The sequence below is a fragment of the Candidatus Neomarinimicrobiota bacterium genome (assembly GCA_041154365.1).
GTDB lineage: Bacteria > Fidelibacterota > Fidelibacteria > Fidelibacterales > Fidelibacteraceae > Fidelibacter > Fidelibacter multiformis.
The window spans coordinates 1,350,535-1,377,439 of the sequence record AP035449.1 but is presented as its reverse complement, the minus strand read 5'-3'; the positions used below and the strand labels follow the sequence as shown (position 1 = coordinate 1,377,439).

Sequence of the window (26,905 nt, the reverse complement as noted above, 5' to 3'; positions counted from 1 at the left end):
CCTCATGCATTGAAACCATGGAATTACCCAGCACCGGGAATGGCAATCCCACAGGAATATCTGAAGATAAAGATGCATTTATAGAAATTACGCCCCGATGGGCTTTCAGTGAGCTGGGTATCAGTTCACTATCAGACATGGAAACTACAGAAGACGGGCGACTATATTTTGCAGACCCTGTGAATCATCGGATCTCTGTTGTTCGTCCCAGCGGCAAACGGGAAACAGGGATTTATGAATCACTCCGGCAACTTTCATTTCACGGGTCCCCCCTCTCACCGGTCTCAGTTGCAGTGGATGACCGTTTTATCCTTTATTTTACAAACAGAAGCGACACGGTTTATGCCTGGTTCCAGTATTTAAACATGGCAGGGGTTGAAGGTATTGTGACATCCTTTGATTACCGTGTGGATGGAGAAATTGTGACAGAAGACCCATACATTGGTGAGTTTACAGAAGGATACACCCGTCTTGATCACAGTGAAGTACTAAATACAGATCCGGCTTTGATAGATTCTCTCTTAAGCATTGTCCCACTTTATGCATCACGCGATCAATCAAATCGTGAAGCCACCATAGATCCTATAGATGGAAGTGTTTTGGGAAATAATCCTGTTTATGCTTCTTTAACCAAATCATTTATCGCAGTGGCAGATGAAAGTGTAGAATCCCGTCATATCGCTGTAATGGATTCATTGAACAACAGGCTGATTAATTTCAAACTGGTTCCCACCTATTTGCTAAAGTTGAGCAATGGTTTCTTCATCTGGCATTTTAAAGGGGTCTATGATAATCTTTTGGCATCAGATGGAACAGGTGCTGGGACTATTTCAGAACCAAACAGCTTGTATAGTGATGAAAACGGCAATTTATTATATACACAGTTTGGTGATTACTTCGGTTTCCATAAACTTCGGACAGGTATGTATACCACTGCTTTTACCTTCGGTACAGATGATATCATGGATTTAGGACGTTTTAAATCCCCCATGGATGCAGTCGTTGGTGATGACGGTGCCATATTTGTCCTCGATTCAACCCAAAATGCTGTTTTAAAATTCAGTCCCCAGGGCGAATTTCAAAAATTTGTCGCAATCCGTGAGGAATGGATCAAAGAAACAGATACAACCTGGATAGATAATGAAATGATTCTGAGGGATACATTGGTCCAGGTTTCCTATCATGATCTCCTCGATGCACCAAAGGCATTGGCTTTTTATAATGAAGTGTTATATGTCTCGGATAATGGGAATCAAAGAATCTTACGTTTTACCCGGACAGAGGCGGGTATTGAAGACCCGAATCCTTATGATTAATTTTCTTTAGATGATAATAAAAAAAAGAGTCCTGACATCAGGACTCTTTTTTTTCTCTATGGTTTTAATCTATGGATTAACAGTGACTGTTTCGGTTGTCGTATCAATCTGATCATCATCGTCAATCACTTCCAGGCGGATTGTTTTGTTTCCCGCGATTTCATAAACATGTTTTCTTACTGCATTGGATTCATAACCTGTATCCCATGTACCATCATCTTCCCAATCCCATCTGTATCGCAGCGTATATTCTCCGTTAAAGGTATCAAAAGACTCTGAAGCATCAACAGTTAATGTATCACCTGCATTTATTGTAGTAGAGCTTACTGAAAAAATGGCTGTAGGGGCATAATACACAGTCGTTGATACATGAACTGTGCCTGTTGCTTCATCGGTTAATCCATGAGAATCTATGACAAGCAGTTTAACAATATAGGAGCTAGAATTATCATATTTATGGGTTGTTGAATGTGTGGATAATGTATCTGTGTCCCAATTTCCATCATTATCCCAATCCCAGATGTAGAGCAGATTTTGTCCATCTTCCAGATCGCTTGAATTTGATGCATCAAACTCAAAAACAGTACTGGTATATCCTGATTCCGGGGTAACGGTAAAACCGGCTGACGGCGGATTATTGGTATATTCGGTAATCGTATAGCTGATTGTGGCATCGTCAGTTAAGCCGCCGCTGTCTTTTACCCGTGCTGTCACTTGATAGGTTCCGGCTGAAGTGAAGCGATGATCCATCGTCTCATTTATGGAATGGTAAGGTGTATCAAAAGTACCATCACCTTCCCAGTCCCAACGGACTTCCAAAGATGACACAGCATCTTCAGCATCTGAAGAACCTGAGGCATCAAAGGTAAAAACAGTTTCGGTTGTGCCTGTGCTATAGTTGGAAGTAAAGACGGCTGTTGGTGAAGTATTTGCAATGTCCACATAAATATCCATCATCGCCTGATCCGTCGCCCCCTCGGTATCCCGCACTTCCAGGGTCACCGTGTAATTTCCCGCCGTCGTAAACGTATGGGTGACCGTCTTACTGGTGCTGTAACCGGTATCCCATTCCCCGTCACTGTCATAATCCCAGCGAACCTCAAGATCCGCCAGCGCGTCTTCTGCATCTGAGGAGCCCGACGCATCAAAGGTGAACACCGTCTCCGTGTCCCCACTGGTGGCATCACTATTGATGACTGCTACCGGCGTCTGATTGGTAGATGAAACAACAACAGTTCCTTCTTTTGTACTCGATAACCCTTCACTATCCCGGACTTCCAATTTAATAATATATGTGCCGTCACTACCATATAAATGACTTGCCGTTTTTTTATATGAATATCCCGTATCCCATGTGCCATCATTTTCCCAGTCCCAACGGACCTGGATATTGTTAATATCATCTTCATGATCATAACTGGATGTTGCATCAAAATGAAACAGTGTTTCTGGCGGTCCGGCTGTTGGATCGATCGAAAACACAGCGACAGGTGCTGTATTCACATATTCTTCAACGATTACATGGATCAATGTATCTTTTGTCAGTCCCCCCCGGTCTCTGACCCGTAACCTTGTTTGATACGTATCAGCAACTGCAAATCTAAATTGGCTTATTTTATTTGTTGTGTATTCTGTATCCCATTCATTATCATCATCAAAATCCCATCGGACCTGTAAAAATTCTGATGCATCTTCTTTATCATAACTTTTGGATGCGTCAAATGAAAAATCGGTTCGTGTATTGCCAACCAAGGGGATTACCTCGGCAATTGCAGTTGGTTCCGAATTGATATTAGCCACGATAATCTCTTTTACATGTGAATCTGTAAGTCCTTCGGTATCAATCACTTCCAATTTTACAGAAAACGTACCTCCAACAGGAAATTGATGCACTATCGTTTTTGATGTATCAAAATCCGTGTTCCATATCCCATCATTTTCAAAATCCCAACGAATGTATAAATCCTGGGGACTATCCTCTATATCAGACGAAGCGGATGCATCAAAGGTAAAGAGGGTTTCTGTATTGCCAAAGCTTGGAATAGCCTGAAATACAGCTGTCGGTGGCGTGTTTTTGTAGATTACCGTTAATTGATGACTGACGGTATCGGTCAATTCCCCACTGTCTCTTATTTCCATGAGGATCTTATATGTACCTGCTGAATCATAACGATGTGTCGCTATTTTTTGAGTTGAATAACCCGTATCCCAGATTCCATCATTTTCCCAATCCCAGCGTACCTGAAGATATTCATCCTGTTCTTCGTTATCATAACTCTCTGATGCATCAAAAGTAAATTGTGTCTCAGTATCTCCCGATGATGGATGAACATCAAATCGTGCTGAAGGGGCAGTATTTAACTGTGAAATAAAAATTTCCTTCGTATCAAATCCGGATAATTCTTCTGTATCTCGGACTTCAACTTTTACAGTATAGTTGCCTTCTTTTGTAAAACTATAGGTGATCGTCTTGCTGGTATCAAAACCCGTATCCCAGTTGCCATCGTTTTCCCAGTCCCAACGAACTATTAAATTTGCCAAATCATCTTCTAAATCAGAACTTTCTGATACATCAAAAGTAAATACAGTTTCTGTCGTTCCATAATTGGGAGTCCCTTTCAATATGGCTACAGGAGCCGTATTTTTGTGTGAAACAGCTACTCCTTTTACGACGGTTGATGTCAAACCACCTGAATCTTGAACTTCCAGTTTCACAGAGTAACTTCCACTCTCATTAAACTGATGGGTTGCGGTTTTTGTAGTAGAATATCCCGTATCCCATGTGCCATCATTTTCCCAATCCCAACGGACCCGCAGATTTGTTGAGGTTTCTTCCAAATCAAATGAGGTTGATGCGTCAAATGTAAAAACAGTTTCAGTATTTCCTGATTCAGGTGTAAAAGTAAAACGCGCTGAAGGTGCAGAATTGTAATCTGCCACAAAAATATCTTTTTCGGCAGTTCCTATTCCTCCATCTGTATCTTTTACTTCAAGTCGAACGGTATAAGTAGAACTTTCATCAAATGAGTGTGTTACTGTTTTTGTTGTGGAATACCCTGTGTCCCAGTTCCCATCATTTTCCCAATCCCAACGGACCTGTAATTCAGAAGAAGCATCTTCTACATCATGACTCGATGATGCATCGAAATGAAATAGGGTTTCAGTTGTTCCATGCTCCGGTGTATGCACGAATAAAGCAGTGGGTGTTTCGTTTTTATAGTTAACCGTTAAAACATGTGAAATAGTGTCTGTCAATTCGCCATTATCGATTACCTCCATTTTAATCCTGTATGATCCGGCTTCAGGAAACTGGTGGGTAATGGTTTTGGTCTGTGAATATCCCGTATCCCATTCACCGTCACTTTCCCAATCCCAACGGACCTGCAGTGCAGACGTTTGTTCCTGAGGATCAAAAGAGGGTGATGCATCAAACGTAAATAGTGTTTCTGTATCCCCTGTTTCAGGTGAAATCGTGAATTTGGCTGTGGGTGCGGAATTGTAATCCGAAACAAAAACATCTTTTGTGGCTGTGGATGATAATTCTTCCGTATCCCGTACCTCAACCGTGACAGTAAATGTTCCCTGTTTTGAGTACCGATGTGTGATTGTTTTCTGTGTGTCAAACCCCGTATCCCATTCCCCATCACTTTCCCAGTCCCAACGGACTTCTAATTCACTCGTATCATCCTCGAAATCCTGGCACTTTGCAGCAGAAAACGTGAAAAGGGTCTGTGTATCCCCATAAGGCGGTGTACATTCAATAACAGCTGTCGGAGATTGATTTTTATAAAGAACCGTAATTTCTTTGTTTAATACATCTGTTAAACCACCGGAATCCCTGACTTCCAGTTTGACTATGTATGATCCCTCTTCAGAATAGGTGTATTTTTTTATTTTCGTATTTAAATATCCCGTATCCCAGGTCCCGTCGTTTTCAAAATCCCATCGAACCTCCAGGGATTGTGCATCATCTTCCAGGTCAAAGCTTTCAGACGCGTCGAAGGTTACTTCCGTCTCCATTTCCGGGGCTTCGGGAGTAAAATAAAATTTAGCAGTGGGAGCTGAATTATAGGGTTCCACATGGATAATTAATGACATTTGCGAGATCAGATCATAACTGTCTTTGACTTCCATCCGGATTGTATATGTCCCCGGATTTTCATATTGATGAGTCACTATCCTTTCTGTGGAATAGTTGGTGTCCCATGTCCCGTCATTTGTCCAGTCCCACCGAATCATCAATGTCGAGGAATCATCAGAGGCATCATAAGTTTTGGTTGCGTCAAAACGAAAGACTGATTGAGTATGTCCATGCGTAGAATCCACAGTAAAAAAAGCAACAGGTGCACTGTTTTCAAGGAAAATCGTGATTTCGTCTGATTTTGAATCATCATCGTTATCATAGGCAATAGCTTTAATCGTATAGGATGCCTCATCTTCCCCCATCGTATTCCACGAATAGGTCCATGGGAATGAATCCAGTGATGTAATTGCAACATTGTTAATATAGTATTGAACCCCGACTACTTTACCATCCGGATCCTCCGCCTCAACAGAAACAGGCAGAACTTCCCCTATTTCATACGTCATACTGTCCAGAGGATTGGTTATGATACACGTTGGCGGCTCATTCATAAACCAATCACATGATACAATAACAAGGGTTAGTATGATGAGGAATATCTTTAAACCTTTCATCCCGTGAACTCCTTAAGCTTAATCATCATTTTGTCATACATGATAATTTTTGATAAGTAATGATATAATAAAAGTAATCAATTGCTTTTTTTTAAACAACACATTCTGTAAAACAATAGTTGGTTTTTTACAATGATAAATTAACACTATTTATTATATTAAATCATATTGGTTTTTATCCTCTCAATAACTCTCAATAACTCTCAACAACTCTCAACTCAAAACTCCAACTCACTACTCTCCCCTCAACACTCATAACTCTTAAAGTATCATCATCGCATCGCCATAACTGAAAAAACGATATTTCTTTTGAACAGCGATATTATAAGCATTCATAATGTTTTCGTACCCGGCAAAGGCAGATACAAGCATCAGGAGTGTGGATTTGGGCATGTGGAAATTGGTAATCAGGCCGTTGATGATTTGAATAGGTCTTCCGCCAGGATAGATAAAAATGTCCGTGAAATGTCCACCGGACTTCACTCTTCCATTTTCTGCAAAACTTTCCAGGGTTCGGGTGGAGGTGGTTCCGACAGCGATAACACGCCTGCCTTCATTCAGAGCTTGATTTACAGTATTCGCCGTATGTATGGGAATTTCACAATACTCGCGATGCATGGTATGTTGATCGATACGTTTTGTTTTTACCGGTCTAAATGTGCCCAACCCGACACGGAGATTGACAAAAGCTGTTTCTACGCCTTTCATTGATAATTTATCCAAGATTTCCGGTGTAAAATGAAGTCCGGCTGTATGGGCAGCCACCGAACCGTATGTACGGGCATATACAGTCTGGTAATGATCTTTATCTGAAGGTTCCGGTTCCCGGTGGACATAAGGTGGAAGGGGGATCTGGCCATGTTCCTCAAGGGTATTCCAAAAATCACCTTCCCAGATAAATTTAACGAGCCTCCCCCCTTCTTCCAGGACATCCTTAATTTCCGCTTTGAACGTATCGGAAAAAGTAACAGCTGTCCCCGGACGCAAACGGCGTCCCGGCTTAACAAGACATTCCCAATGGCATTCATCTTTTTGATTCAGCAGAAATATTTCAGCTTTTCCTCCAGTCGTTTTATGTCCTTTCAGGCGGGCAGAAATGACTTTTGTCTCATTAAACACAAGTAAATCACCGGGTTGAAGTAAATCAGGCAAATGATCAAAGGTCTTGTGCTCAATATGACCGGTATCTCTCTTCAACACTAAAAGCCTGGAATGATCCCTGTCTTTAAGCGGATACTGGGCAATCAGTTCTTCCGGCAGGTCATAATTGTATGTATCCCGGTATATAAGAGAGTTGGAAGATTCTTTATTCATCGTCTACATTTTGAATACTTATTTGAATGGATTTAAAATAATTGGCAGGCAGGAATTTATTCGCCATCACTGGAAGCCAGCATTTAAGTCATCTGACATTCATTTCAAGCTCTTATCCGATATATTTTCAGGTTTCCCGTATGATATACCACCATAAGAGAAAAATCAGTCCTATCAGACCAAGACTGATCAAAAGAATAATGATATGATTTTTTTTCATTTTCAATAATCCTTTAATGATATGGTTTAGATAACCGATAGAAATTTATATACTTTTCATTTAAACATCAAGAAATGGAACAGAGCGGGTGAAGGGAATCGAACCCTCGTATCCAGCTTGGGAAGCTGGTGTTCTGCCATTGAACTACACCCGCACGTCAAAAAGCGGGAAAATATAGGTGAAATTTTTGATGAACTCAAGGAATAATGAGTTCAAGGGTTCAGGGGTTCAGGGGTTCATGAGTTCAGGGGTTGGTACAGTTTCCAACTTTCGACTGAAAAAGTGACGAGTAACGCGTGACGCGTGACAAGTGGTCCAATCGAATCAATCGAATCAATCAAATCAATCCCCCAATCTCCCCAATACCCTTGTCACTGCCAATTGCCGACTGATGACTGTCGACTAATAACTGCCGACTATCCACTGTTTGAATTCTTAGAGTAAGGAAGCTGTTTTGAAGTTCATCCCCTTTTCTTTAAATTCACTTAAACATGTATTGAAAGGATTTTGATGAAAGATACGGAACGGGTGTCGGAACTCTTTAAGCATTTTTCGGGAGAATATCCCAGATCGGTTTCTCCGCTTCCTCGTTCCGGATCAGACCGGCATTATTATCGTTTGTCTGATGATTCGGGACAGACCTATATTGCTGCAACGAATCCGGATAAAAAAGAAAATCTTGCTTTTTTAAGCTTTACCAAGCACTTCAGGAAAAAAGACTTTCCGGTTCCAAAGCTGTACAGTGAAGATCTAAAAAACAATTGTTATTTGTTGGAGGATTTGGGGGATCTGACTCTTTTTGGATATTCCCGCCAGGTCCGTACATCTCAGATATTTCCACGGACACTGATTAATGTGTATAAAAAAATTCTGGAAATCCTGCCCCGCTTTCAAATTGAAGGACGATCCGGTTTGGATTTCAGCGTTTGTTATCCACGTGACAGTTTTGATAAGCAATCTATGATGTGGGATATGTCTTATTTTAAGTATTACTTTTTAAAATTGGCGCATATCCCCTTTGATGAACAACTTTTGGAGGATGATTTTAACCGCTTGTCCGGTTTTCTCCTGCAGGTGGATTGTGATTATTTTCTCTACCGGGACTTTCAATCCCGGAATATCATGCTCAGAGGAGATTCTCTGGATCCCTGGTTTATTGATTACCAGGGAGGTCGAAAAGGGGCACTTCAATATGACCTTGCCTCTCTGTTATGGGATGGGAAGGCAGATATCCCCTATGATATCCGGTCATATCTCCTGGAATATTACCTGGATCAACTGGAACAGTATCTTCCTGTAAACCGGGATGCTTTTATCGAATATTATTATGGTTATGTCCTGATCCGGATTATGCAGGCAATGGGTTCGTACGGGTATCGAGGATTCTATGAGAGAAAACGACACTTCCTTCAAAGTATTCCTTATGCCCTGAAAAACGTGGAATGGCTATTGAAAAATGTGGACTGGCCCATACAACTCCCCACCCTTTTACATGTTCTGGAAGACATGCTTGAATCCAAAGCACTGAAAAAATATACAAAGAATTTGGAAAAATCAGATTTAACCGTCACGATTAATAGTTTTTCTTATCACAGGGGATTACCGGAGGATCCACATGGACACGGTGGAGGATTTGTTTTTGACTGCCGGGGAATTCACAATCCGGGACGCTATGATGAATACAAATCACTGACCGGAAAAGATGAAGAAGTCATCCGCTTTTTTAATAAGGAAAGTGAAATGGATGATTTTCTGATAAACGTGTATCAAATCGTGGATCAAACAGTCGAATCCTATATCGAACGTCATTTTTCTCATCTGCAGGTAAATTTTGGGTGTACCGGAGGTCAACACCGGTCAGTTTATTGTGCTGAAGCCCTTGCCCGCCATCTGTTGGATAAATATGATTTGAATGTTATTCTGAATCACCGGGATCAGGAATCATGGATACACAACGAAACATAGCCTTTATTCCGGCTGCCGGTCTGGGAAAACGGCTTAAAGACGAAACAAAAGATATTCCCAAGGCACTTGTTGAAGTCCAAGGGAAACCCATGATTTTTTGGATTTTAAAAAAGATAAGTGCTGCAGGTATCACAGATTTTGTCATCAATATCCACCACCATGCCGATAAACTCATAGCCTGGCTTTCTGAATATCAAATATCTAATTCGGATATTCGTATCCATATGTCGCTTGAAAAAGATAGACTGTTGGATACAGGCGGGGCTTTAAAAAAAGCAAGACCTATTCTGGAAAATTTTTCTCATGTCCTTGTTCATAATGTGGATATCTTTTCGGATTTCAATGTATCGTCTTTTATGGAATATAGTATTTCACAAGATTTGGATGCATTGCTTCTGGTGTCTGACAGGAAATCAAGTCGATACCTCTTGCTGGATCAGTCCATGAAACTCTGTGGCTGGGAAAACAGGAACACAGATGAAAGACTCATCATAGGCAATACAAGAAATCCATTGAAAGCCCGGGCATTCAGTGGGATATATTCAATGTCCCCGGAATTACTGAATCACGTTCCGGAAGAAGACGTCTTTTCAGTGATTCCCTGGTTCTTACATCTGTCAAACAAGCATAAAATCTTTGCTTTTGAACATGATGTAAGTCACTGGTATGACGCAGGTAAGCCTCCCTCGTTAAAAGTACTGAGAGAGATGTCCTTTGAGAATTTTAAACAAATGACGGAGACTACATGAAACGTATCGATTTACGAAGTGACACGATAACAAAACCCACACCTGCTATGGTAAATGCCATGATGAAAGCAGAAGTAGGTGATGATGTGCTGGGTGACGATCCCACGGTTATCCGTCTCCAGAAAAAAGTTTCCGAACGATTTGGCAAGGAAGCCGGTTTGTTTGTTCCCAGCGGTACTATGAGCAACCAAATTGCCATCAGGACTCATACTCAGCCGGGGCAGGAAATCATTTGTGAAATGGGTGCCCATATTTTCAACTTTGAAGGAGGTGGACCTGCCGTGTTATCCGGTGTACAAATCCGGCCGGTCAAAGGTAATTACGGAATTATGGATCCGGAATATGTTGAAGAAAATCTCCGTTTTGATGATAATGTGCATCACGCGCCAACCGCACTGATTGAGCTGGAAAATACACATAACCGGGGGGGCGGAACCATCATCCCCATGAAAAATATTCAGGATATCCGAAAAATTGCCGATAAATATGAACTCCCCATGCATCTGGACGGAGCCCGGATCTGGAATGCCCATGTGGCAACACATATTCCACTACAGGAATATGCGCAGTATTTTGAATCTGTGTCCGTCTGTTTCAGCAAGGGATTGGGGGCACCCGTTGGCAGTATGCTTTTGGGATCGGCTGAATTCATTCATAAAGCGAAACGCTGGCGAAAAGTTTTTGGTGGTGGTATGCGTCAATCGGGATATTTAGCTGCAGCGGCAGAGTATGCCTTTGAATACCATATCGACAGACTGATTGAAGATCACGCCCGGGCGGCATTTTTTGCCAATGAACTGGCCCAAATGAGAGGATTGGCCGTGAATCTTGAAACAGTCCAGACAAATATCGTCATGATTGATGTACTATCTATTCCTGCTGCAGAATTACACCACAAACTCATGAAATTCGGTCTGGATATTCTTCCCGTCTCCCCGACACGTTTACGGGCTGTATTTCACTTGCATATCGATGATGAAATGACAGAAAGAGCGGTAAATATTTTTGAAAGAGTGATGAGTGATGAGTGCTGAGTATTGAGTTGGAGTTTAGAGTTGAGAGTTGATTGGGCTGTGATGATATAAATCGTGATTTTGTAACAATCAGGCAATAATATTTTCTAATATCTACTGTTCAATGTGAGGTATTACATGAATCTATCAAAACTGACAGCTATTGCGATCATAATTCTGATGGCCAATGCTGTTGTATCAGGAGAAAATATGAGTGATCAAGATAAACAGAAATTATACAAAAATTTGTCACCTGAGTCCTATCATGTTGCTGTAGAATGCGGTACTGAACCACCCTTTTCGGGAAAATATCTTTACAATAAGGAAGAGGGAACCTATGTCTGCATAGTTTGTGGAAATCCTTTGTTTTCGTCGGAAACAAAATATGATTCAGGTTCCGGATGGCCCAGTTTTACCGATGTGTTAAAGTCAGAAAATATTAAGACCAAAACTGATTTCAGATATGGGTTGCAGCGGACAGAGGTGAAATGTGCCCAATGTGATGCCCATTTAGGTCATGTTTTTGAGGATGGACCCGGCAAGACAGGATTGCGTTATTGTATCAATTCTGCCGCCCTGGATTTTAGTCAGGACAGCCTGAAAACCGATCCTTAGCTATCCGACCCATCCCTTATCACTCATTTTTACGGTACCTGATAACAGCTGCCAATAGGACGACAAAGGCATAGCCCAGAATAAAAAGAAAGGTCCGGAGGACATCTGATAGAGTGGACCCTTTTAACATGATCATTCGGATGACCTTCATAAAGTGGGCCATTGGGTTTAAAATATTTGCTTTTTGAGCCCAAAGGGGCATGCTTTCAATGGATGTAAAGAGTCCACTCATCAAAATAAAAATCATCATAAAAAACCAGCTTAGAAACATCACCTGTTGTTGTGTATGAGCAAATGTGCTGAGTAAAAGCCCAAGTCCCAATCCCAACAATAAATATGCTACGGTAAAAATGAACAAATCTCCCAGTGGGCCTGCAACGGTTATATCATAAAATAAATGTCCGATGAGCAATCCAAAGGACATTTCAAATATGGCAATAATCCAAAAAGGAATCAGTTTCCCTACAATAAAGACTGTTTTATGGATAGGACTCACATTTACTTGTTCAATCGTACCGACTTCTTTTTCCCTGACAATATTGAAGGCTGTCAGGAAAATTCCAACAGCTGAGGTTACCACCACAATCAACCCGGGAAACATATATTGCTTATAATCCAAATCAGGATTATATAGATAGCGGGGAATCACATTTATCCGGGCTTTTTGCGTTGTTCTTTCTGACAATCCGGAAACATTCATAAAAATTCCGGGGACATGTTTTATTAGCGTTTCCTGTAAATAGGCGACTGCCAGTTGGGCACTCCGGCTGTTAACTGCATCAGCTAAAATCTGAACCTCAAAACCCTTATCAAACGTCTTTTTTTCAAAGTGGATGGGAAAGACAAGAATGAGATCTTTTTCATCCATGAGAAAATACTTTTCAGCATCTGCCACATGGGTAAATGTGTTGACAGAGTATAGCGGGTTGCCTTGTAATGAAGCAATAATCTGCCGGGATGACTGAGTTGGTCTGGGATCTACCACGGCAATGTCAATATGTTTCAGGTCAAAAGTCGCGGCAAATACCAGGACAGCCATTTGAAGCAATGGCATAAGAAAAATAATGGGCAATATCGTACGATTGCGAAATATCTGTATGAATTCCTTCCGTATCAATGTGAGCAGTTGTCTCATCTTCTATTCCAGCCTGATTTTAAATTTCCGGATACTCACGACAAGAAAGAAAATAAACATACCAGAAATTATGGCTGTTTCTTTCCAGACATACGTAAAGCTGACCCCTTTCAACATGATGCGTTTCAGAATGACAATAAACCATCGGGGTGGCATTAAAATGCTAAACCACTGAAGCGGGATGGGCATGCTGTCGATTGGGAAAATAAATCCCGATAAAAGCATTGTTGGCATCATCAGAGCAAACATCGATATCATCATGGCAACCTGCTGATTAGGCGATACGGCTGAGATCATGATTCCCAAAGCCAGAGCCATGGCAATAAATAATATAGATTCTGCCAATAGAAGGATGAGACTTCCCTCAATAGGCACGTGAAAAACATAAAAACCAAGGGCAATTATAATCACGGCATTGATTACTGATAATAGTAAGTAGGGCAGGACTTTTCCTGCAATGATCTGGGCAGGTCTCATGGGTGATGCCAGCAGAATTTCCATTGAACCCATTTCCTTTTCCCGGGTTATGGAGATGGATGTCATCATGGCGGATATGAGCATCAGAATTAAAGCCATGGTCCCGGGGACAAACACATGGGGACTCCGAAGCTCCTCATTATAAAACATCCGGACATAAAAACCGGGAATTGACTGGTCAGAATAGGAATTGGAGAGATATGACTGAAGGACACCCTGGGTATAATTGACAATCAGATGTGCTGTATTCGGTTCTGATCCATCTGCCAGCAATTGGACAGTTGCCGGATTTCCCTGGATGTAATTCCGAGCAAATTGTTTTTCGAAAACAAGCACTTCCTGAATGGTTCCTTTTTTAAACAAATCTTCATACCGTTCATCGTTTCGATTGGAAACAATATTAAAATAGGGGTTGCCTGATAACTTTTGAATCATATCTTGTGTCACTTCATCACCTGAATGATCTATAACTAACACATCAATATGCTTGATATCGTTCACGATAACAAATCCAAAAATCAGAAGTTGTGCAATCGGAATTCCAAACAGGACCACAAGGGTCCGTGAGTCACGAAAAATGTGGAGAAATTCTTTTTTCAGAAAACCTATAAATCGTCTCATTTATTCACGATTCCTGGCAAGTTTGATAAAGACATCTTCGATTGTATTGCATTGATGCCACTTTATCAGGTTATCAGGGGTATCCAGGGCCACAATTCTCCCTTCAGTCATAATACATACCCGGTCACAATATTCAGCCTCATCCATATAGTGGGTCGTGAAAAAAACAGTGATTCCATTATCTGCGGCTTCATAGATGAGTTCCCAGAACTGACGCCGTGCTGCCGGATCTACACCACCTGTCGGTTCATCCAGAAATACAATAACAGGCTTATGCAGGATAGCAATGGAAAAAGCCAGCTTTTGTCGCCATCCTGTAGGAACAGACCGGATGATCTGATGGCGTATGGATTGAATCCCAAGACGATCCAATAATTCTTCCATCCTATTCATGATATCTTTTCTTTTTAAACCGTAAATACCCCCATAAAACCGGATATTTTCTTCTACTGTCAAATCCTCATATAAGGAAAATTTCTGACTCATATACCCAATGCGTTTTTTAATTGCTTCAGATGATTTTTTTACCGAATAGCCTGCAACATAAGCATCTCCCCCCGTCGGTTTTGATAAACCACATAAGATTCTCATGGCCGTTGTTTTCCCTGCACCATTAGCCCCGAGGAAACCAAATATTTCTCCCGGGTAGACATTAAAAGTCAATGCATCATTTGCAGTAAAATGTCCAAATTTTTTTGTGAGATTTTTTACGGAAATGATAGGTTCACTCTGCATGACCACCCATCCTTTCCATAAAAAAATCTTCAATATCAGCAGGCTTCGGACTTAAGTGCGTATAGGAAATACCCGATGATTGAATGATTTTCTCAATATTCTTCTGTGATTGATGAAGGCTGAAATGAATGGATTGGCCACTGGGATAAGCAAGATAGACTTCCTCCCTTTTTCTTAAATACGTAAGCATGTGCAATCGGTGGGCTGTCTTCAATGAATAAAGTGGACGATGAAATGCCTTAACAATCATATGGGGAGATCCCGTTTTGAAAATGTCACCTTCATGAATGAGTGAAATTTTATGGCATCGGGCCGCTTCATCCATGTAAGGAGTCGAAACGAGGATGGTTAATCCCAAAGAAATCAAATGATCCAGCATATTCCAAAATTCTCTGCGCGAGACGGCGTCAACACCTGTTGTGGGTTCATCCAGCAGTAAAATTTCAGGCTTATGAATGAGTGCACAAGATAGGGCCAGCTTTTGTTTCATCCCTCCCGATAATGCCCCTGCACGGCGTTTTTTAAAAGGTTCAATTTGAGAATAAATGGGCCGGATTAACTCATAATTCTCTTCAATCCGAACGTTGAATACAGCTGCAAAAAATTTGAGGTTTTCTTCTACTGTCAAATCTGGGTATAAAGAAAATTTTCCAGGCATATATCCAAGAATGCGACGGATTTTCTTGTAGGATTTAACAACATCCATTCCATCAATGGTTACATGGCCACTGTCCGGAAGATAAAGCGTCGTCAATATACGGAATAGTGTCGTTTTTCCTGCGCCATCCGGACCAATAAGACCATGAAGCTTACCTTTACAGACCGATAGATTTATAGATTTTAAGGCAAGGATTTCGCCAAACGATTTCGTGACATTTCTGAGCGCTATCATATCCTAAAAAATTACCTCTGCCGGCATACCCGTTTTAAAAATTCCATTTGGGTTGGGTACATCAATTTTAACAGCATAGACCAAGTGGACGCGTTCTTCCCGTGTTTGAATCTGACGGGGTGTAAATTCCGCTTCAGATGAAATCCACCGGACAATTCCCTCATGAGTTTGATATCCATTTTTGGAATCCGTCATTACTGTGACGGTATCACCAATCCTGATTTCTGATAGCTGAACTCCACTGATATAAACCCGGAGAGTTAGCGGATCCAGTGGTGCGATTGTATATAAATATCTGCCGGGTTGAACCAATTCACCTGCTTGAATATAACGGGTTAAGATTGTACCATTCACTGGATTTATAATATGACATTGATGAAGATGAAAGTCTGCCTGTTGTATCTGTTTTCCCACAACAGCTTTTTCATGGCTGATCCCGTCTTCTTTCACATCCAATGCTTCCAACTGTTTCATAAGTGTTTCAACTTTACCCTGCACATGATCCAATTCCTGTTTGGTCGCAGCATCCGATTCATACAAAGCTTTCATCCGCTTTAAATCGTTTTTTAAAGGTTTTAACTGTGCAAGTAGGACTTCTTTCTCTGCATCAATCGATCGATGCTTAAAATCAATAAGTTCACTTTGTGCCAGAAGCTGCTCTTTTGTGAGATGAAACATCATGGTATCTATTAATCCCACGGTATCCCCTTGAAACAGTTTTTCTCCTTCCCTTATAGAACTCCACAGGAGAATTCCGCTTTCCTGAGCCGATACATGGATCTCTTCTGTTTCAAAGTTTCCCTGGGCATCAAATTTATTGGGTTCTTCTGAACAGGATTGGATGAATACTACTCCTGTCAGGCATAGAATTGTTTTAATTAGATTATTACAAATTATAGGCATTGAATAAGACCTCCTTAATAACCTGTTTTCGTTCCTTGATAAAGCGTTCCCATTCAGTTTCACGATTATCAAATAGCATTTCTTTTAATACTGGCGTGGCTGCGACAGGAAAAATACAAAGTGACAGGATATTCACAATCAGATGTTCCATGTCTACAGTATCCATAGTGGATGTTGATTTCTCTTTGAGATTATGAAAGATTTCCGGTGGATTTACACCATGTGATTTTAAATATTGGGTGAACCAGTCGGGTTTTTGCGTCATTTCCCTCATGATAAATGCAGGAATGAAAGTATATTCACTAAAGAAATTCATATAGCTGTCCACTATAATATTAATCTTGTCCCTCATGGAAATCTTCTCTTCCACTGTTTTTAGAATCACAGGTAAAAACAGGTCCATGATATGATAGAACACTTCTTTGAAAAGCTCATATTTCGTATGATAATAATAATGGAGCATGGCTTTGTTAATCCCGGCTTTGTCAGCAATTTCCTGCATCCGTGCACCATCATATCCCTTCATCATAAAAACATTCTGTGCTGCATTTAAAATAGCTGATTTAGTGTGTGACCCCGGCATGATACCTCCCTTTTAACCGTATGGTTTAACTGTATGGTTAATTTATTGAAAGAGAATTTTTTTTCAAAGATTTTTATATTAAAAAGACAACGATTATTCAATTAATGAGCTCTTATATGAAAAAAGGAGATAAAAAATGAAAAAAATCACATCAATACTTTTCATGTTATGCTTACCCCTGGCTCTGGGAGCTGTACATATTCATGATTTGGATGATATAAACCTGATCGATTCCAATAAAGATCTTCGATTTTCCATTCATCCTGAATATGTTCGGATATATTCTGAAACCAGAACTCAGGAAGATGTCAAGATTTATAAAAATGGTAAGCTGTTGATCAATGATCAGGAAATTAAACTGAATCCGTATGAAATAAATCTGGTAACAGAATACTATGATCTGTGTGATAGTATGGAAAAAGAAATTGAAATCCTGGTTGATAAAGCTTCGGATATAGGCAAAGAAGCCGGAAAAATCGGTATCGCAGCTGCTGCAGGGGTTTTAAGGATGCTGAGTCCCTTCTATGATGCCGAAGATTTTGAGGAGGATATCGAAGTCAAATCCTCCGATATCGAAGCACAAGCGGATGAACTTGAAAAATATGCCGACCGAATCAAAGAATTATCCCATGACCTGGAAAAAAACCATAACAGACTGAAAATGCGGGTGGATGCATTGTACAGATTGTCCTGGTTTTAGATTATTGGGCTCATGGGCTCAGGGGTTCATGGGTTCATGAGTTCAAGGGCTCATGGGTTCATGAGTTCAATAGCCGCTACGCGGCTTTCAAACGCTGCTGCGCAGCGTTCAAGGATCTCACTGCGTTCGGTCTTCAATCCCAGCTTTGCAGATTTCAACAGGTGACTGGACTTCTTTTTTGAACACTGCGAAACAGTGCTGGAATGCTTAGCGCAGCGAAGCCATTGAACGGCACGAAGTGCCGCTTGAATTATTAAACGCCGCTGCGCGGCTTTCAAGCGCTGCTGCGCATCGTACAAATCCATTATCTTTCATAAGCTGATATCTTGATATGATTGCCGCAATGTCTAAATGAAGACTTTATTTAATCCATTAAATAATTCGAAATAACACATATATGATTAACAATATTATCTTGACTTCTGTCGGTTTCTGGTGTATTTTACCCCCGGGGTGGGGGGTGCTACCTAATCGAAATCATATATTCCATCTTTCTTATAATCTCATCTTAAGATCAGCAAAATCTCACAGTCCGGTCAACCGACTGCCCACTGTCGACTGCCGACTGCCCACTGCCGACTGATGACTGTCCACTGCCGACTGTCGACTAACAACTAATGTAGCTAATGCCTTTTTCTTAATGTATCGACTATCTCATCGAAAGTGACATCAAGTGCTGTAGCCAGGACCAAAAGGTGATACATCAGGTCTGCACTCTCTTCTTTGAAGCGTTCTTGATCTTCTTTCATCGCCTCAATGATGGTTTCCACGGCTTCTTCACCCACTTTTTGTGAAATTTTCGGAATTCCTTCACGGAAAAGACGGGTGGTATAGGATTTCTCCGGGAGTTCCCTTTTTCGTTCCTGAATTAGTGTTTCCAATGATCGTAAAAATTCAAGTGAATCCGGTTTATTGATTTCGTCAAAACAGGTATCCGCCCCTGTATGACATACAGGACCGGCAGGAACAACTTTAATCAACAGAGTATCTTCATCACAATCCGTGATAATTTCCTTAACGGTCAGAAAATTTCCGCTGGTCTCCCCTTTTGTCCACAATTTCTGCCGACTTCTGCTGAAAAAGGTAACTCTCTTTTCCTTCACTGTTTTTTCATAGGCTTCACGATTCATGTAACCCAACATAAGAACAACCCCACTCCGGCTGTCCTGAATAATGGCAGGAACGAGTCCTTCCGATTTGTCAAAATCAATCATAATCTGACCTCAATATTCTGTTTTGATAAATAGTGTTTTAATTCAGGTATGGATATTTCACCGTAATGAAAGATAGACGCCGCCAGGGCAGCGTCGGCTTTGCCTTCATTGAAGACCTGTACAAAGTGTTCCATATTACCCGCACCGCCACTGGCAATGACGGGCACGGAGACCGTTGCGGAGGCTTTCCGGGTGAGTTCCAGGGCAAATCCATCCTTTGTCCCGTCGTGATCCATGGACGTGAGTAAAATTTCACCTGCCCCCCGATCCACTCCCTCTTTCAGCCATTTAAACGTTTTCCTTTCTGTGGGAGTCCTTCCGCCATGGATAAAAACAATATCCGTTCCATGTATTCTCTTTGTATCTACAGCCAAAACCACACACTGGCTTCCAAAACGATTTGCCAGTTTGTCAATTAACTCCGGATTGTTGACGGCAGATGTGTTAACTGATATTTTATCAGCACCGGAATCCAAAAGAATATTCACATCCTCCACAGAAGATATTCCACCACCGACAGTAAATGGAATATGGATTGCCCGGGCAATATTTCGAACCAGCTCAGCCAGTGTTTTTCGTTTTTCCACCGTAGCGGTGATATCCAGAAAGACCAGTTCATCGGCTCCCTGATCCGAATAGGCTTGTGCGAGCTCTACCGGATCACCGGCATCCTTCAGGTTAATAAAATTTATACCCTTTACCGTCCGTCCGTCTTTTATATCCAGGCACGGTATAATGCGCTTTTTTAGCATAACCACTCCGCCAGTTCTTCGGTTTTCAGTTTTCCTTCCAACAGGGCTTTTCCCGTTATCACACCGTATACACCCAGACGATCCAGTACACGTATATCCTCCAAACCAGACACACCTCCGCTGGCGAAGAGCCGGATATCAGGAAAAGTATTCAAAATTCTCTTATAAAAGTCCTCGGATACACCGCTGAGCATGCCGTCCCGGCTGATATCGGTCATCACAAAGGTTTCTGCCCCGCCTTTGATTAACTTTTTCATAAGATCCTGCCATTTGACCGTTGCTTTTTCCTGCCAGCCATGGATACGCACATCTTCTCCCAGTAAATCCAGACTGACATAGATTCTGTCGCCACCGAATTTCTGAATCAGTTTTGCCGTTCTGCCCGGTTCTTTTACAGCCAGACTCCCCATATTTACAGCAAAAACGCCATTCTCAAGGTAAAAGGCTATGTCCTCTTCTTCTTTTAATCCACCTCCCACATCGACAAAGAGTCCACTTTCTCTGGCAATATCAACAATCAAAGACTGATTTACCGGTTGGCCGGTTTTTGCCGCATCCAAATCCACTACATGCAGATAAGAAAATCCGGCGTTTTTATAAAATTTTGCCAGTGATACAGGATCGGTACCATAGTTTTTTCTCCGGGAAAAATTTCCTTTTTCAAGACGAACAACCTCTCCATCCATAATGTCTATCGCAGGTAAGATAATCATGTCTTCTCCAGAAAGTTTTTCAGAATTTTTGAACCTGTTTCCCCGCTTTTTTCCGGGTGAAACTGTACACCATAGTAATTCCCCTTTTCCAGTGATGCGGAAAAATCCTTGCCATAATTGCACCAGGAAGAACTTTGCTCTGAAAGTTCGGCATAATAGCTGTGGACAAAATAAACACTGCTTCCTTCGGGAATTCCTGAAAAAAGCAGGGAATCCATATTATGCAGAGTGTTCCATCCCATGTGGGGAATTTTCAGATCCCCCCGGAATTTGCGCACCTTCGGATTGAAAATTCCAAGTCCCCGTGCATTGTTTTCCTCCGTATCGCGGCACAGGATCTGCATACCGAGGCAAATCCCCAAAAAGGGGCGGTTATAACTTTTAATAAATTTCGTAAGTCCCTTCATATCAAGGTCTTTCAATGCCGTTACCGCTTCTCCCACACCGGGAAAAATGATACGATCACAGGCCTGAAGAACCTCCGGATCATCACTCACCTGATACGATTCACCCAGTCTTTCCAGAGCCATGGCAACAGAATAAACATTGCCGGCAGAATAGCGTATAATACCGGTTTTCACAGGACTCCTTTCGTACTGGCCGTGATGGCGTTCTCAGGGTTGCGATCCACAGCCTGTCTCAAGACTTTACCAAAAGCTTTAAAAATCGCTTCGGCTATGTGGTGCTCATTTTCTCCCTCTGCTTTGATATTCAATGTGCACCCCGCATGACGGACGAAACTCTCAAAAAAATGCTTGAAGAGTTCCGTAGGCATATCACCGATCTTTTCACGGGTGAATGTCACATCCCACACCAAGTAAGAACGGCCGGAGAAATCCAGCGCCACCTGGGCCAGGGATTCATCCATGGGCAGGAGAAAACCATAGCGGTTGATCTGTTTTTTATCCGCCAGTGCCTTTGCAAAGGCCTGTCCCAACGCAATGGCCGTATCCTCCACAGTATGATGTTCATCCACCTGCAGATCGCCCTGAACGGTAAGGGTAAGATCACTTTTACTGTGAAAAGCCACCTGCTCCAGCATATGATCTAAAAAACCGATGCCCGTGTTGATATCTGTTTTCCCCATTCCGTCCACATTGAGGATCAATGAAATATTCGTTTCCCGTGTTTTACGGCTGATTTCGGCTTTGCGCTGATCAAAACAGAGAATTTTAGGTATCTCTTTCCAGGATGACACGATATAATCGGCATTCAGATCCTTCTCATCAGTAATCAGGATACTATGAGCATTCAGATTCTTTGCCAGATCGGCGTCACTCTGCCGGTCCCCGATGACGTATGAGGCTTTAAGGTCGTACTCCCCATTCAAATAATTCATAAGCAGGGCTGTACCGGGTTTACGGGCCGGTGAATTATCTTCAGGAAAACTTCGGTCAATAAAGATCTCATTGAATACAATTCTTTCCCCTTTCAGGATCTGAAGCATTTTATTCTGGACAGGCCAGAAGGTGTCCTCGGGAAAACTCTTTGTTCCAAGTCCGTCCTGATTGGTGACCATGACCAGTTCATAATCCATATTTTCTGCAATATATCCCAGATATCGGATGACACCGGGAAGAAATTCAAATTTATCCCAGGAATCAATCTGTTCATCTTCCGGTTCGCGGATCAGGGTCCCGTCCCGGTCGATAAAGAGGACTTTCTTCATATCAGGATCTCCTTCATATTATTCAGCAGGCGTTTATTATCCTCCGGCCGGCCAATGGTAATTCTCACACAGTTTTTGCATCGTGGCAAATAGCTCCTGTTACGGATGATGATTCCCCGGTCAGCAAGTTTTTTTACCAACACGGTTGCTGAATTCTGTACGCGGACAAGAAGGAAATTGGCTTCCGAGGGAAATACCGTTTCAATGCCCGGTAATTTTGACAGTTCAAGGCGCATTTTTTGCCTCTCTCTCTGAATCAACTCCCGCCTTTCTTTATATGTGTTCTTTTCGTCCAGCAGAGAGATGGCTTTTCCCGCTGTGAGCCGGTTGATATTATAGGGGTATTTGACGGCATTCAGATAGGATATAACGGTTGGATTTCCAATGGCTACACCCAGGCGGATCCCAGCTGCAGACCAAGCCTTTGAAAAGGTCCGCAAAACTACCAGACGGTCATAGTCCCCAATTTTCCCAATCATACTTTCAACATTTGAAAAGTCAATATAGGCTTCATCTACGACAATCAGCCCGGATGTAGTCCGAATCAATGCTTCAATATCCTCTGTAGGAAAGACATTTCCTGTAGGATTGTTGGGTGTACAGACAAAGGTAAGTTTATCATGTTCATCCATCTGGCTTTGATAATCTTTTACAGGTAGTGAAAAATCCTTATTCAGGAGGATATTTTTCACGTCTGCATTTTGAATCCGTGCCTGGACCTCATACATGCCGTAGGTTGGCGGGAACTGGATAATCCGGTCAATACCCGGTTCACAGGTGACACGAATCAGGAGATCTATGGCCTCATCACTCCCGTTTCCGATGAAAAGGGTTTCTTCTTCCACTTTGAAATATTCTGCAATTTTTTTTCTCAGATCTCTCTGCATGGGATCTGGATATCGATTAAGTTGTGAACCGTCATCCCAGGGGGATTCATTGGCATCCAGATAAAGGTCTGCCTTCCCTTTGAATTCATCCCGGGCTGAAGAATAGGGTTTAAGTGTGAGGATATTTTTCCGGATGATGTTATTCATAGATATTTCCCTTCAGCTTTTTTAACCGGATCCGGACTGCTTCCCCATGGGCTTTGAGTTCTTCTGCTTCGGCCATAGTGACGACTCTGGGTCCCAGCTCCCGGAGTCCATCTTGTGTAATAGTCTGGGTTGTCATGGTTTTCATAAAGGTTTTTGCGGTCACTCCGCCAGTGTTGGCTGCATTTCCCGATGTGGGCAGTGTGTGATTGGTCCCGGAAGCATAATCTCCGGCGGATTCTGGAGTCCAGGAGCCTACAAAGACGGACCCGGCATTTGTCACCTGTTCGGAGACCAGCCCGGCAGAACGTGTCTGGATAATCAGGTGTTCCGGCGCATAGAGATTTGTGATGTTCACAGCATCCTCCAGGTTTGGAACATAGATCAGATAACTCTTTTCCAGAGAGTGTTGTGCCATATCTCTACGTGGCAGTTTGTTTAGCTGAAGCGTGATTTCCGGAATCAGGTCGTTAAAAATCCTTTCCGATGTAGTTGCCACCAGTACCTGGCTGTCATAACCGTGTTCTGCCTGAGATAGACAGTCCGCCGCGATAAAAGAGAGATCGGCGGAATCATCGGCAAGAATAGCTACTTCTGAGGGGCCGGCCGGCAGATCAATGCCTGTCCCGTTGAGAAAAGCCACCTGTTTGGCAAGGGTTACCCAAGCATTTCCCGGTCCGGCAATTTTATCTACCCGGGGGATGGATTCAGTCCCGTACGTCATGGCGGCGACCGCCTGTGCACCACCTACCAGAAATACTGAGTCAATTCCCAGGTAAGCAAGAGTATATCCAATCACCGGATTGACTGAACCATTTTTATCCGGTGGTGTACAACAGACAATCTTTTTACATCCTGCCAACTGGGCGGGAATCACCAGCATCAATACACTGGAAAACAAAGGTGCTGTGCCGCCGGGAATATAGATTCCTGCCGATTCAATGGGCTGATATCGTAATCCGCAGGATATACCCGGACGGACTTCCACTGTGTAGTTTTCATTCTTACCTGGTACCTGTTTTTCATGGAAGGTCCGTATATTTTCTGCAGCCCAGGTGATGGCTTCTTTCAGGGAACCATCCACGCGGGATTCAAAATCTTCCATGAGAATAGGGATGGACAGATGGGATATATCTACCCCATCGAAAGTTCGTGTATAAGACTTCACAGCTTCATCACCGTTTCGTTTCACGGTTTCAAAGATTGCCATGGTTTTCTTCAGCATTTCTGCCTCAGGTGTACTTTTCCTGTCAAAAAGACGTTTGAGGAAATCCTTCCGGGGTTGGTTGAGCTTTTGCACTGTGTTCCCCTCCTCAGCGAACCATTTTTTCAATAGGAATGACCAGAATACCTTCGGCTCCAGTCTTTTTTAACTGTTCGATATTCTCCCAGAAGTCATCTTCACTGATTACGGAGTGAACAGAGCACCAGCCTTCCCGGGCCAGGGGAATGACACTGGGACTCTTCATTCCCGGAATGATTGCCGTAATTTCATCCAGTTTGTTCTTAGGGGCGTTCAGAAGGATATACTTGTTCCGTTCCGCTTCCCGGACAGCTTTGATACGGAAAATCAACTGATCCAGAATTTTTTGTTTTTCAGTTTCAAGATCTTTACCTGTTAAGACAGCTTCCGATGTCATTACGGTTATTACTTCTTTCAGTCCATTGCTTAAAAGCGTGCTGCCACTGCTTACAATGTCAAAAATGGCATCAGCCAGTCCGATTCCCGGACTGATTTCCACCGAACCGCTGATTTCATAGATAGAAGCATCGATGCTATTTGAATCCAGGTAGTCTTTCAAAATTCCGGGATAAGATGTGGCGATACTGAGTCCGTTCAGCTCTTCCGGTTTGGATATAGACATATTTTTGGGCACGGCAATGGAAAGGCGACATCGGGCAAACCCCAGCTTTTTGATGATTTTCAGGTCTTTCTTTTTTTCCCGGATCACATTTTCTCCCACAATGCCGATATCTGCTGCACCGTCATTGATGCATTCAGGAATATCGTCATCCCGCAGATAGAGGACCCGCAGGGGAAAATTGTCTGCATCAGCTATGAGTCCATCCTTACCTCCATTACTCAGACGAATACCGCAATCTTTCAGCAGGGACATGGTACTGTCATGAAGTCTTCCTTTTTTCTGAATTGCAAGAGTCAGCATTTTTTCTCCTTTAATTTGTCGATACAATCAAAAAAGCCCGACTCTGAGGAATCGGGCTTTGACATTTTATGGGAAACACACGAGACCTACCCGGCTCCTCCGACGGTTTTGAGAAGAAGATGATGATGGGTATGTCTGTGTGAATTCTTCATTTCGTCGGAATCTAAATTAAATTGGCGATGAAATGCAAATGAAAAACGTTGTCATCAGTTGACAGTGGGCAGTCATCAGTCGGCAGTGGACAGTCGACAGTCGACAGTCGACAGTGGACAGTCGGTTGACCGGACTGTGAGATTTTGCTGATCTTAAGATGAGATTATAAGAAAGATGGAATATATGATTTCGATTAGGTAGTGCCCCCCACCCCGGGGGTAAAATACACCAGAAACCGACAGAAGTCAAGATAATATTGTTAATCATATATGTGTTATTTCGAATTATTTAATGGATTAAATAAAGTCTTCATTTAGACATTGCGGCAATCATATCAAGATATCAGCTTATGAAAGATAATGGATTTGTACGATGCGCAGCAGCGCTTGAAAGCCGCGCAGCGGCGTTTGAACACCGAATAAGGTGAAGCGCTTGAATTTTATAAACCACTTACCCCCGTCCTTAACAGGATGTCTGAAGGAAAACTTTCTTTCCAAAAAAAGTTGATTCATTTTAATATGTGTATTATAATACACCATAGGAGGTGTATTATGCGAACCAATATTGTGTTGGATGACAGGCTTGTTGAAGAGGCGTTTAAATTAGTTAAAGATATAAAGACTAAACGTGAACTGGTAGAGAGAGCACTGATAGAATTCGTTCAAAGGCGGAAAATGAAAAATTTAAAAGACATAAAAGGAAAAATTTCCTTTCATGAATCCTATGATTATAAGTCCTTGAGGGAAGAAAAATGATTCTTGTGGATACTTCCGTCCTCATTGATTACCTGAAAGGAACAGAAAATACAAAAACCGGACTCTTTGATGAAATTCTGGACAAAAGTATACCCTGGGGAATTTCGGCCTTAACCTATGTGGAATTGCTGCAAGGTGCGAAATCCGAAAGAGAATTCAAATATTTGAAAGAATACCTGATTTCCATCCCTCTTTATCATCTGAATCAGGATCATGATTCTATGGAAAAAGCTGCACGATTTTATTTTCGTGCCCGAAAAGCCGGTCTTACCATCCGGAGTACAATTGATATACTCATTGCTCAGACAGCAATAGATCATGATCTATATCTTTTACATAATAACAGTGATTATGATATGCTGGCATCCGTGATACATGAATTGAAAATTTATTGATTGGGCAGTAACGAGGGACGTGAAGCGTTTGGCGGGTAGCAAGATAGTGATGCGTAACGTGTAACGCGCGTGACGAGAGGAAATTCACTCCTACACCTAAACATCTGCCCACTGATGACTGC

Annotated in this window: 24 protein-coding genes, 1 tRNA gene and 1 pseudogene; 8 read left to right on the top strand and 18 right to left on the bottom strand. The window is 42.1% G+C overall.

Going from position 1 to position 26,905, the window contains the following annotated elements; translation table 11 throughout:
* Nucleotides 1-17: 17 nt before the first annotated feature.
* On the top strand, nt 18-1,316 hold the full coding sequence (locus strainIA91_RS06005; RefSeq protein ID WP_400168213.1) for a hypothetical protein: 1,299 nt from the start codon (nt 18-20) through the stop codon (nt 1,314-1,316).
* 69 nt (nt 1,317-1,385) lie between these two features.
* On the opposite strand, the gene strainIA91_RS06000 is transcribed toward strainIA91_RS06005, so the two are convergent.
* The 3 genes from strainIA91_RS06000 to strainIA91_RS05990 form a co-directional block, all read right to left on the bottom strand.
* Nucleotides 1,386-6,014, bottom strand: coding sequence for a PKD domain-containing protein (locus strainIA91_RS06000; RefSeq protein WP_400168212.1), 4,629 nt, complete (start codon nt 6,012-6,014; stop codon nt 1,386-1,388).
* Nucleotides 6,015-6,275: 261 nt separating this feature from the next.
* A complete protein-coding gene (queA, locus tag strainIA91_RS05995; RefSeq protein WP_400168211.1) occupies nt 6,276-7,328 on the bottom strand; it encodes a tRNA preQ1(34) S-adenosylmethionine ribosyltransferase-isomerase QueA in 1,053 nt (350 codons plus the stop codon).
* A 303-nt stretch (nt 7,329-7,631) separates the two neighbouring features.
* Nucleotides 7,632-7,702, bottom strand: a tRNA-Gly gene (locus tag strainIA91_RS05990).
* A 356-nt stretch (nt 7,703-8,058) separates the two neighbouring features.
* On the opposite strand from strainIA91_RS05990, the gene strainIA91_RS05985 reads away from it, so the two are divergent.
* The 4 genes from strainIA91_RS05985 to msrB all read left to right on the top strand — a co-directional run bounded on the left by strainIA91_RS05985 (nt 8,059) and on the right by msrB (nt 11,890).
* Entirely contained in the window at nt 8,059-9,513 is a 1,455-nt protein-coding gene (locus tag strainIA91_RS05985) for a phosphotransferase (RefSeq protein WP_400168210.1), read from the top strand.
* Nucleotides 9,492-10,262, top strand: coding sequence for a sugar phosphate nucleotidyltransferase (locus strainIA91_RS05980; RefSeq protein ID WP_400168209.1), 771 nt, complete (start codon nt 9,492-9,494; stop codon nt 10,260-10,262). Before strainIA91_RS05985 ends, strainIA91_RS05980 begins: the two co-directional genes overlap by 22 nt.
* Nucleotides 10,259-11,296 carry a low-specificity L-threonine aldolase gene (gene ltaE / locus strainIA91_RS05975; RefSeq protein ID WP_400168208.1) on the top strand — a complete coding sequence of 346 codons (1,038 nt, stop codon included), beginning with the start codon at nt 10,259-10,261 and terminating at the stop codon, nt 11,294-11,296. Before strainIA91_RS05980 ends, ltaE begins: the two co-directional genes overlap by 4 nt.
* 189 nt (nt 11,297-11,485) lie before the next feature.
* Nucleotides 11,486-11,890, top strand: coding sequence for a peptide-methionine (R)-S-oxide reductase MsrB (gene msrB / locus strainIA91_RS05970; protein WP_400168245.1), 405 nt, complete (start codon nt 11,486-11,488; stop codon nt 11,888-11,890).
* A 19-nt stretch (nt 11,891-11,909) separates the two neighbouring features.
* Here msrB and strainIA91_RS05965 read toward each other — a convergent pair whose 3' ends face one another.
* The 6 genes and pseudogenes from strainIA91_RS05965 to strainIA91_RS05940 form a co-directional block, all read right to left on the bottom strand.
* On the bottom strand, nt 11,910-13,025 hold the full coding sequence (locus tag strainIA91_RS05965) for an ABC transporter permease (protein WP_400168207.1): 1,116 nt from the start codon (nt 13,023-13,025) through the stop codon (nt 11,910-11,912).
* Between the two features lie 3 nt (nt 13,026-13,028).
* Nucleotides 13,029-14,123 (bottom strand): ABC transporter permease, encoded by a 1,095-nt coding sequence (locus strainIA91_RS05960; RefSeq protein ID WP_400168206.1) that lies wholly within the window; start codon nt 14,121-14,123, stop codon nt 13,029-13,031.
* Nucleotides 14,124-14,846, bottom strand: a pseudogene (locus tag strainIA91_RS05955) (ABC transporter ATP-binding protein); the annotation flags it as partial. It abuts the gene before it with no gap.
* Nucleotide 14,847: 1 nt separating this feature from the next.
* Nucleotides 14,848-15,750: an ABC transporter ATP-binding protein gene (locus tag strainIA91_RS05950; protein ID WP_400168204.1), complete on the bottom strand. Its 903-nt coding sequence runs from the start codon at nt 15,748-15,750 to the stop codon at nt 14,848-14,850.
* Nucleotides 15,751-15,753: 3 nt separating this feature from the next.
* On the bottom strand, nt 15,754-16,653 hold the full coding sequence (locus tag strainIA91_RS05945; RefSeq protein ID WP_400168203.1) for an HlyD family secretion protein: 900 nt from the start codon (nt 16,651-16,653) through the stop codon (nt 15,754-15,756).
* The gene (locus strainIA91_RS05940) at nt 16,637-17,236 is read right to left on the bottom strand and encodes a TetR/AcrR family transcriptional regulator (protein ID WP_400168202.1); all 600 of its coding nucleotides are present in this window, start codon (nt 17,234-17,236) and stop codon (nt 16,637-16,639) included. The genes strainIA91_RS05945 and strainIA91_RS05940 overlap by 17 nt, the downstream gene beginning before the upstream one ends.
* A 136-nt stretch (nt 17,237-17,372) precedes the next feature.
* Between strainIA91_RS05940 and strainIA91_RS05935 the strand changes: the two genes are divergently transcribed.
* The gene (locus tag strainIA91_RS05935; protein WP_400168201.1) at nt 17,373-17,936 is read left to right on the top strand and encodes a hypothetical protein; all 564 of its coding nucleotides are present in this window, start codon (nt 17,373-17,375) and stop codon (nt 17,934-17,936) included.
* A gap of 50 nt (nt 17,937-17,986) precedes the next feature.
* On the opposite strand, the gene strainIA91_RS05930 is transcribed toward strainIA91_RS05935, so the two are convergent.
* The 9 genes from strainIA91_RS05930 to hisG form a co-directional block, all read right to left on the bottom strand.
* Entirely contained in the window at nt 17,987-18,241 is a 255-nt protein-coding gene (locus tag strainIA91_RS05930; protein ID WP_400168200.1) for a hypothetical protein, read from the bottom strand.
* Between the two features lie 318 nt (nt 18,242-18,559).
* The gene (gene hisIE, locus strainIA91_RS05925) at nt 18,560-19,153 is read right to left on the bottom strand and encodes a bifunctional phosphoribosyl-AMP cyclohydrolase/phosphoribosyl-ATP diphosphatase HisIE (protein WP_400168244.1); all 594 of its coding nucleotides are present in this window, start codon (nt 19,151-19,153) and stop codon (nt 18,560-18,562) included.
* On the bottom strand, nt 19,147-19,902 hold the full coding sequence (gene hisF / locus strainIA91_RS05920; RefSeq protein WP_400168199.1) for an imidazole glycerol phosphate synthase subunit HisF: 756 nt from the start codon (nt 19,900-19,902) through the stop codon (nt 19,147-19,149). Before hisF ends, hisIE begins: the two co-directional genes overlap by 7 nt.
* Nucleotides 19,896-20,615: a 1-(5-phosphoribosyl)-5-[(5-phosphoribosylamino)methylideneamino]imidazole-4-carboxamide isomerase gene (gene hisA, locus strainIA91_RS05915; RefSeq protein WP_400168198.1), complete on the bottom strand. Its 720-nt coding sequence runs from the start codon at nt 20,613-20,615 to the stop codon at nt 19,896-19,898. The genes hisF and hisA overlap by 7 nt, the downstream gene beginning before the upstream one ends.
* A complete protein-coding gene (hisH, locus tag strainIA91_RS05910) occupies nt 20,612-21,196 on the bottom strand; it encodes an imidazole glycerol phosphate synthase subunit HisH (protein ID WP_400168197.1) in 585 nt (194 codons plus the stop codon). Before hisH ends, hisA begins: the two co-directional genes overlap by 4 nt.
* Nucleotides 21,193-22,284: a bifunctional histidinol-phosphatase/imidazoleglycerol-phosphate dehydratase HisB gene (gene hisB, locus strainIA91_RS05905; protein WP_400168196.1), complete on the bottom strand. Its 1,092-nt coding sequence runs from the start codon at nt 22,282-22,284 to the stop codon at nt 21,193-21,195. The genes hisH and hisB overlap by 4 nt, the downstream gene beginning before the upstream one ends.
* Entirely contained in the window at nt 22,281-23,318 is a 1,038-nt protein-coding gene (gene hisC, locus strainIA91_RS05900) for a histidinol-phosphate transaminase (protein ID WP_400168195.1), read from the bottom strand. The genes hisB and hisC overlap by 4 nt, the downstream gene beginning before the upstream one ends.
* The gene (gene hisD / locus strainIA91_RS05895; RefSeq protein ID WP_400168194.1) at nt 23,311-24,615 is read right to left on the bottom strand and encodes a histidinol dehydrogenase; all 1,305 of its coding nucleotides are present in this window, start codon (nt 24,613-24,615) and stop codon (nt 23,311-23,313) included. The genes hisC and hisD overlap by 8 nt, the downstream gene beginning before the upstream one ends.
* A 13-nt stretch (nt 24,616-24,628) precedes the next feature.
* Complete coding sequence (gene hisG, locus strainIA91_RS05890; protein ID WP_400168193.1) at nt 24,629-25,480, bottom strand: ATP phosphoribosyltransferase; 852 nt, start codon at nt 25,478-25,480, stop codon at nt 24,629-24,631.
* A gap of 704 nt (nt 25,481-26,184) precedes the next feature.
* Between hisG and strainIA91_RS05885 the strand changes: the two genes are divergently transcribed.
* Nucleotides 26,185-26,388: a type II toxin-antitoxin system VapB family antitoxin gene (locus strainIA91_RS05885; RefSeq protein ID WP_400168192.1), complete on the top strand. Its 204-nt coding sequence runs from the start codon at nt 26,185-26,187 to the stop codon at nt 26,386-26,388.
* On the top strand, nt 26,385-26,783 hold the full coding sequence (locus strainIA91_RS05880; protein ID WP_400168191.1) for a PIN domain-containing protein: 399 nt from the start codon (nt 26,385-26,387) through the stop codon (nt 26,781-26,783). The genes strainIA91_RS05885 and strainIA91_RS05880 overlap by 4 nt, the downstream gene beginning before the upstream one ends.
* The last annotated feature ends 122 nt before the right edge of the window (nt 26,784-26,905 follow it).

Bases quoted from the DNA above. Each gene is read 5' to 3' on its own strand.
- strainIA91_RS06005 (WP_400168213.1), top strand. From the start codon at position 18: ATGGAATTACCCAGCACCGGGAATGGCAATCCCACAGGAATATCTGAA.
- strainIA91_RS06000 (WP_400168212.1), bottom strand. From the start codon at position 6,014: ATGAAAGGTTTAAAGATATTCCTCATCATACTAACCCTTGTTATTGTA.
- queA (WP_400168211.1), bottom strand. From the start codon at position 7,328: ATGAATAAAGAATCTTCCAACTCTCTTATATACCGGGATACATACAAT.
- strainIA91_RS05985 (WP_400168210.1), top strand. From the start codon at position 8,059: ATGAAAGATACGGAACGGGTGTCGGAACTCTTTAAGCATTTTTCGGGA.
- strainIA91_RS05980 (WP_400168209.1), top strand. From the start codon at position 9,492: ATGGATACACAACGAAACATAGCCTTTATTCCGGCTGCCGGTCTGGGA.
- ltaE (WP_400168208.1), top strand. From the start codon at position 10,259: ATGAAACGTATCGATTTACGAAGTGACACGATAACAAAACCCACACCT.
- msrB (WP_400168245.1), top strand. From the start codon at position 11,486: ATGAGTGATCAAGATAAACAGAAATTATACAAAAATTTGTCACCTGAG.
- strainIA91_RS05965 (WP_400168207.1), bottom strand. From the start codon at position 13,025: ATGAGACAACTGCTCACATTGATACGGAAGGAATTCATACAGATATTT.
- strainIA91_RS05960 (WP_400168206.1), bottom strand. From the start codon at position 14,123: ATGAGACGATTTATAGGTTTTCTGAAAAAAGAATTTCTCCACATTTTT.
- strainIA91_RS05950 (WP_400168204.1), bottom strand. From the start codon at position 15,750: ATGATAGCGCTCAGAAATGTCACGAAATCGTTTGGCGAAATCCTTGCC.
- strainIA91_RS05945 (WP_400168203.1), bottom strand. From the start codon at position 16,653: ATGCCTATAATTTGTAATAATCTAATTAAAACAATTCTATGCCTGACA.
- strainIA91_RS05940 (WP_400168202.1), bottom strand. From the start codon at position 17,236: ATGCCGGGGTCACACACTAAATCAGCTATTTTAAATGCAGCACAGAAT.
- strainIA91_RS05935 (WP_400168201.1), top strand. From the start codon at position 17,373: ATGAAAAAAATCACATCAATACTTTTCATGTTATGCTTACCCCTGGCT.
- strainIA91_RS05930 (WP_400168200.1), bottom strand. From the start codon at position 18,241: ATGGATTTGTACGATGCGCAGCAGCGCTTGAAAGCCGCGCAGCGGCGT.
- hisF (WP_400168199.1), bottom strand. From the start codon at position 19,902: ATGCTAAAAAAGCGCATTATACCGTGCCTGGATATAAAAGACGGACGG.
- hisA (WP_400168198.1), bottom strand. From the start codon at position 20,615: ATGATTATCTTACCTGCGATAGACATTATGGATGGAGAGGTTGTTCGT.
- hisB (WP_400168196.1), bottom strand. From the start codon at position 22,284: ATGAAGAAAGTCCTCTTTATCGACCGGGACGGGACCCTGATCCGCGAA.
- hisC (WP_400168195.1), bottom strand. From the start codon at position 23,318: ATGAATAACATCATCCGGAAAAATATCCTCACACTTAAACCCTATTCT.
- hisG (WP_400168193.1), bottom strand. From the start codon at position 25,480: ATGCTGACTCTTGCAATTCAGAAAAAAGGAAGACTTCATGACAGTACC.
- strainIA91_RS05885 (WP_400168192.1), top strand. From the start codon at position 26,185: ATGCGAACCAATATTGTGTTGGATGACAGGCTTGTTGAAGAGGCGTTT.
- strainIA91_RS05880 (WP_400168191.1), top strand. From the start codon at position 26,385: ATGATTCTTGTGGATACTTCCGTCCTCATTGATTACCTGAAAGGAACA.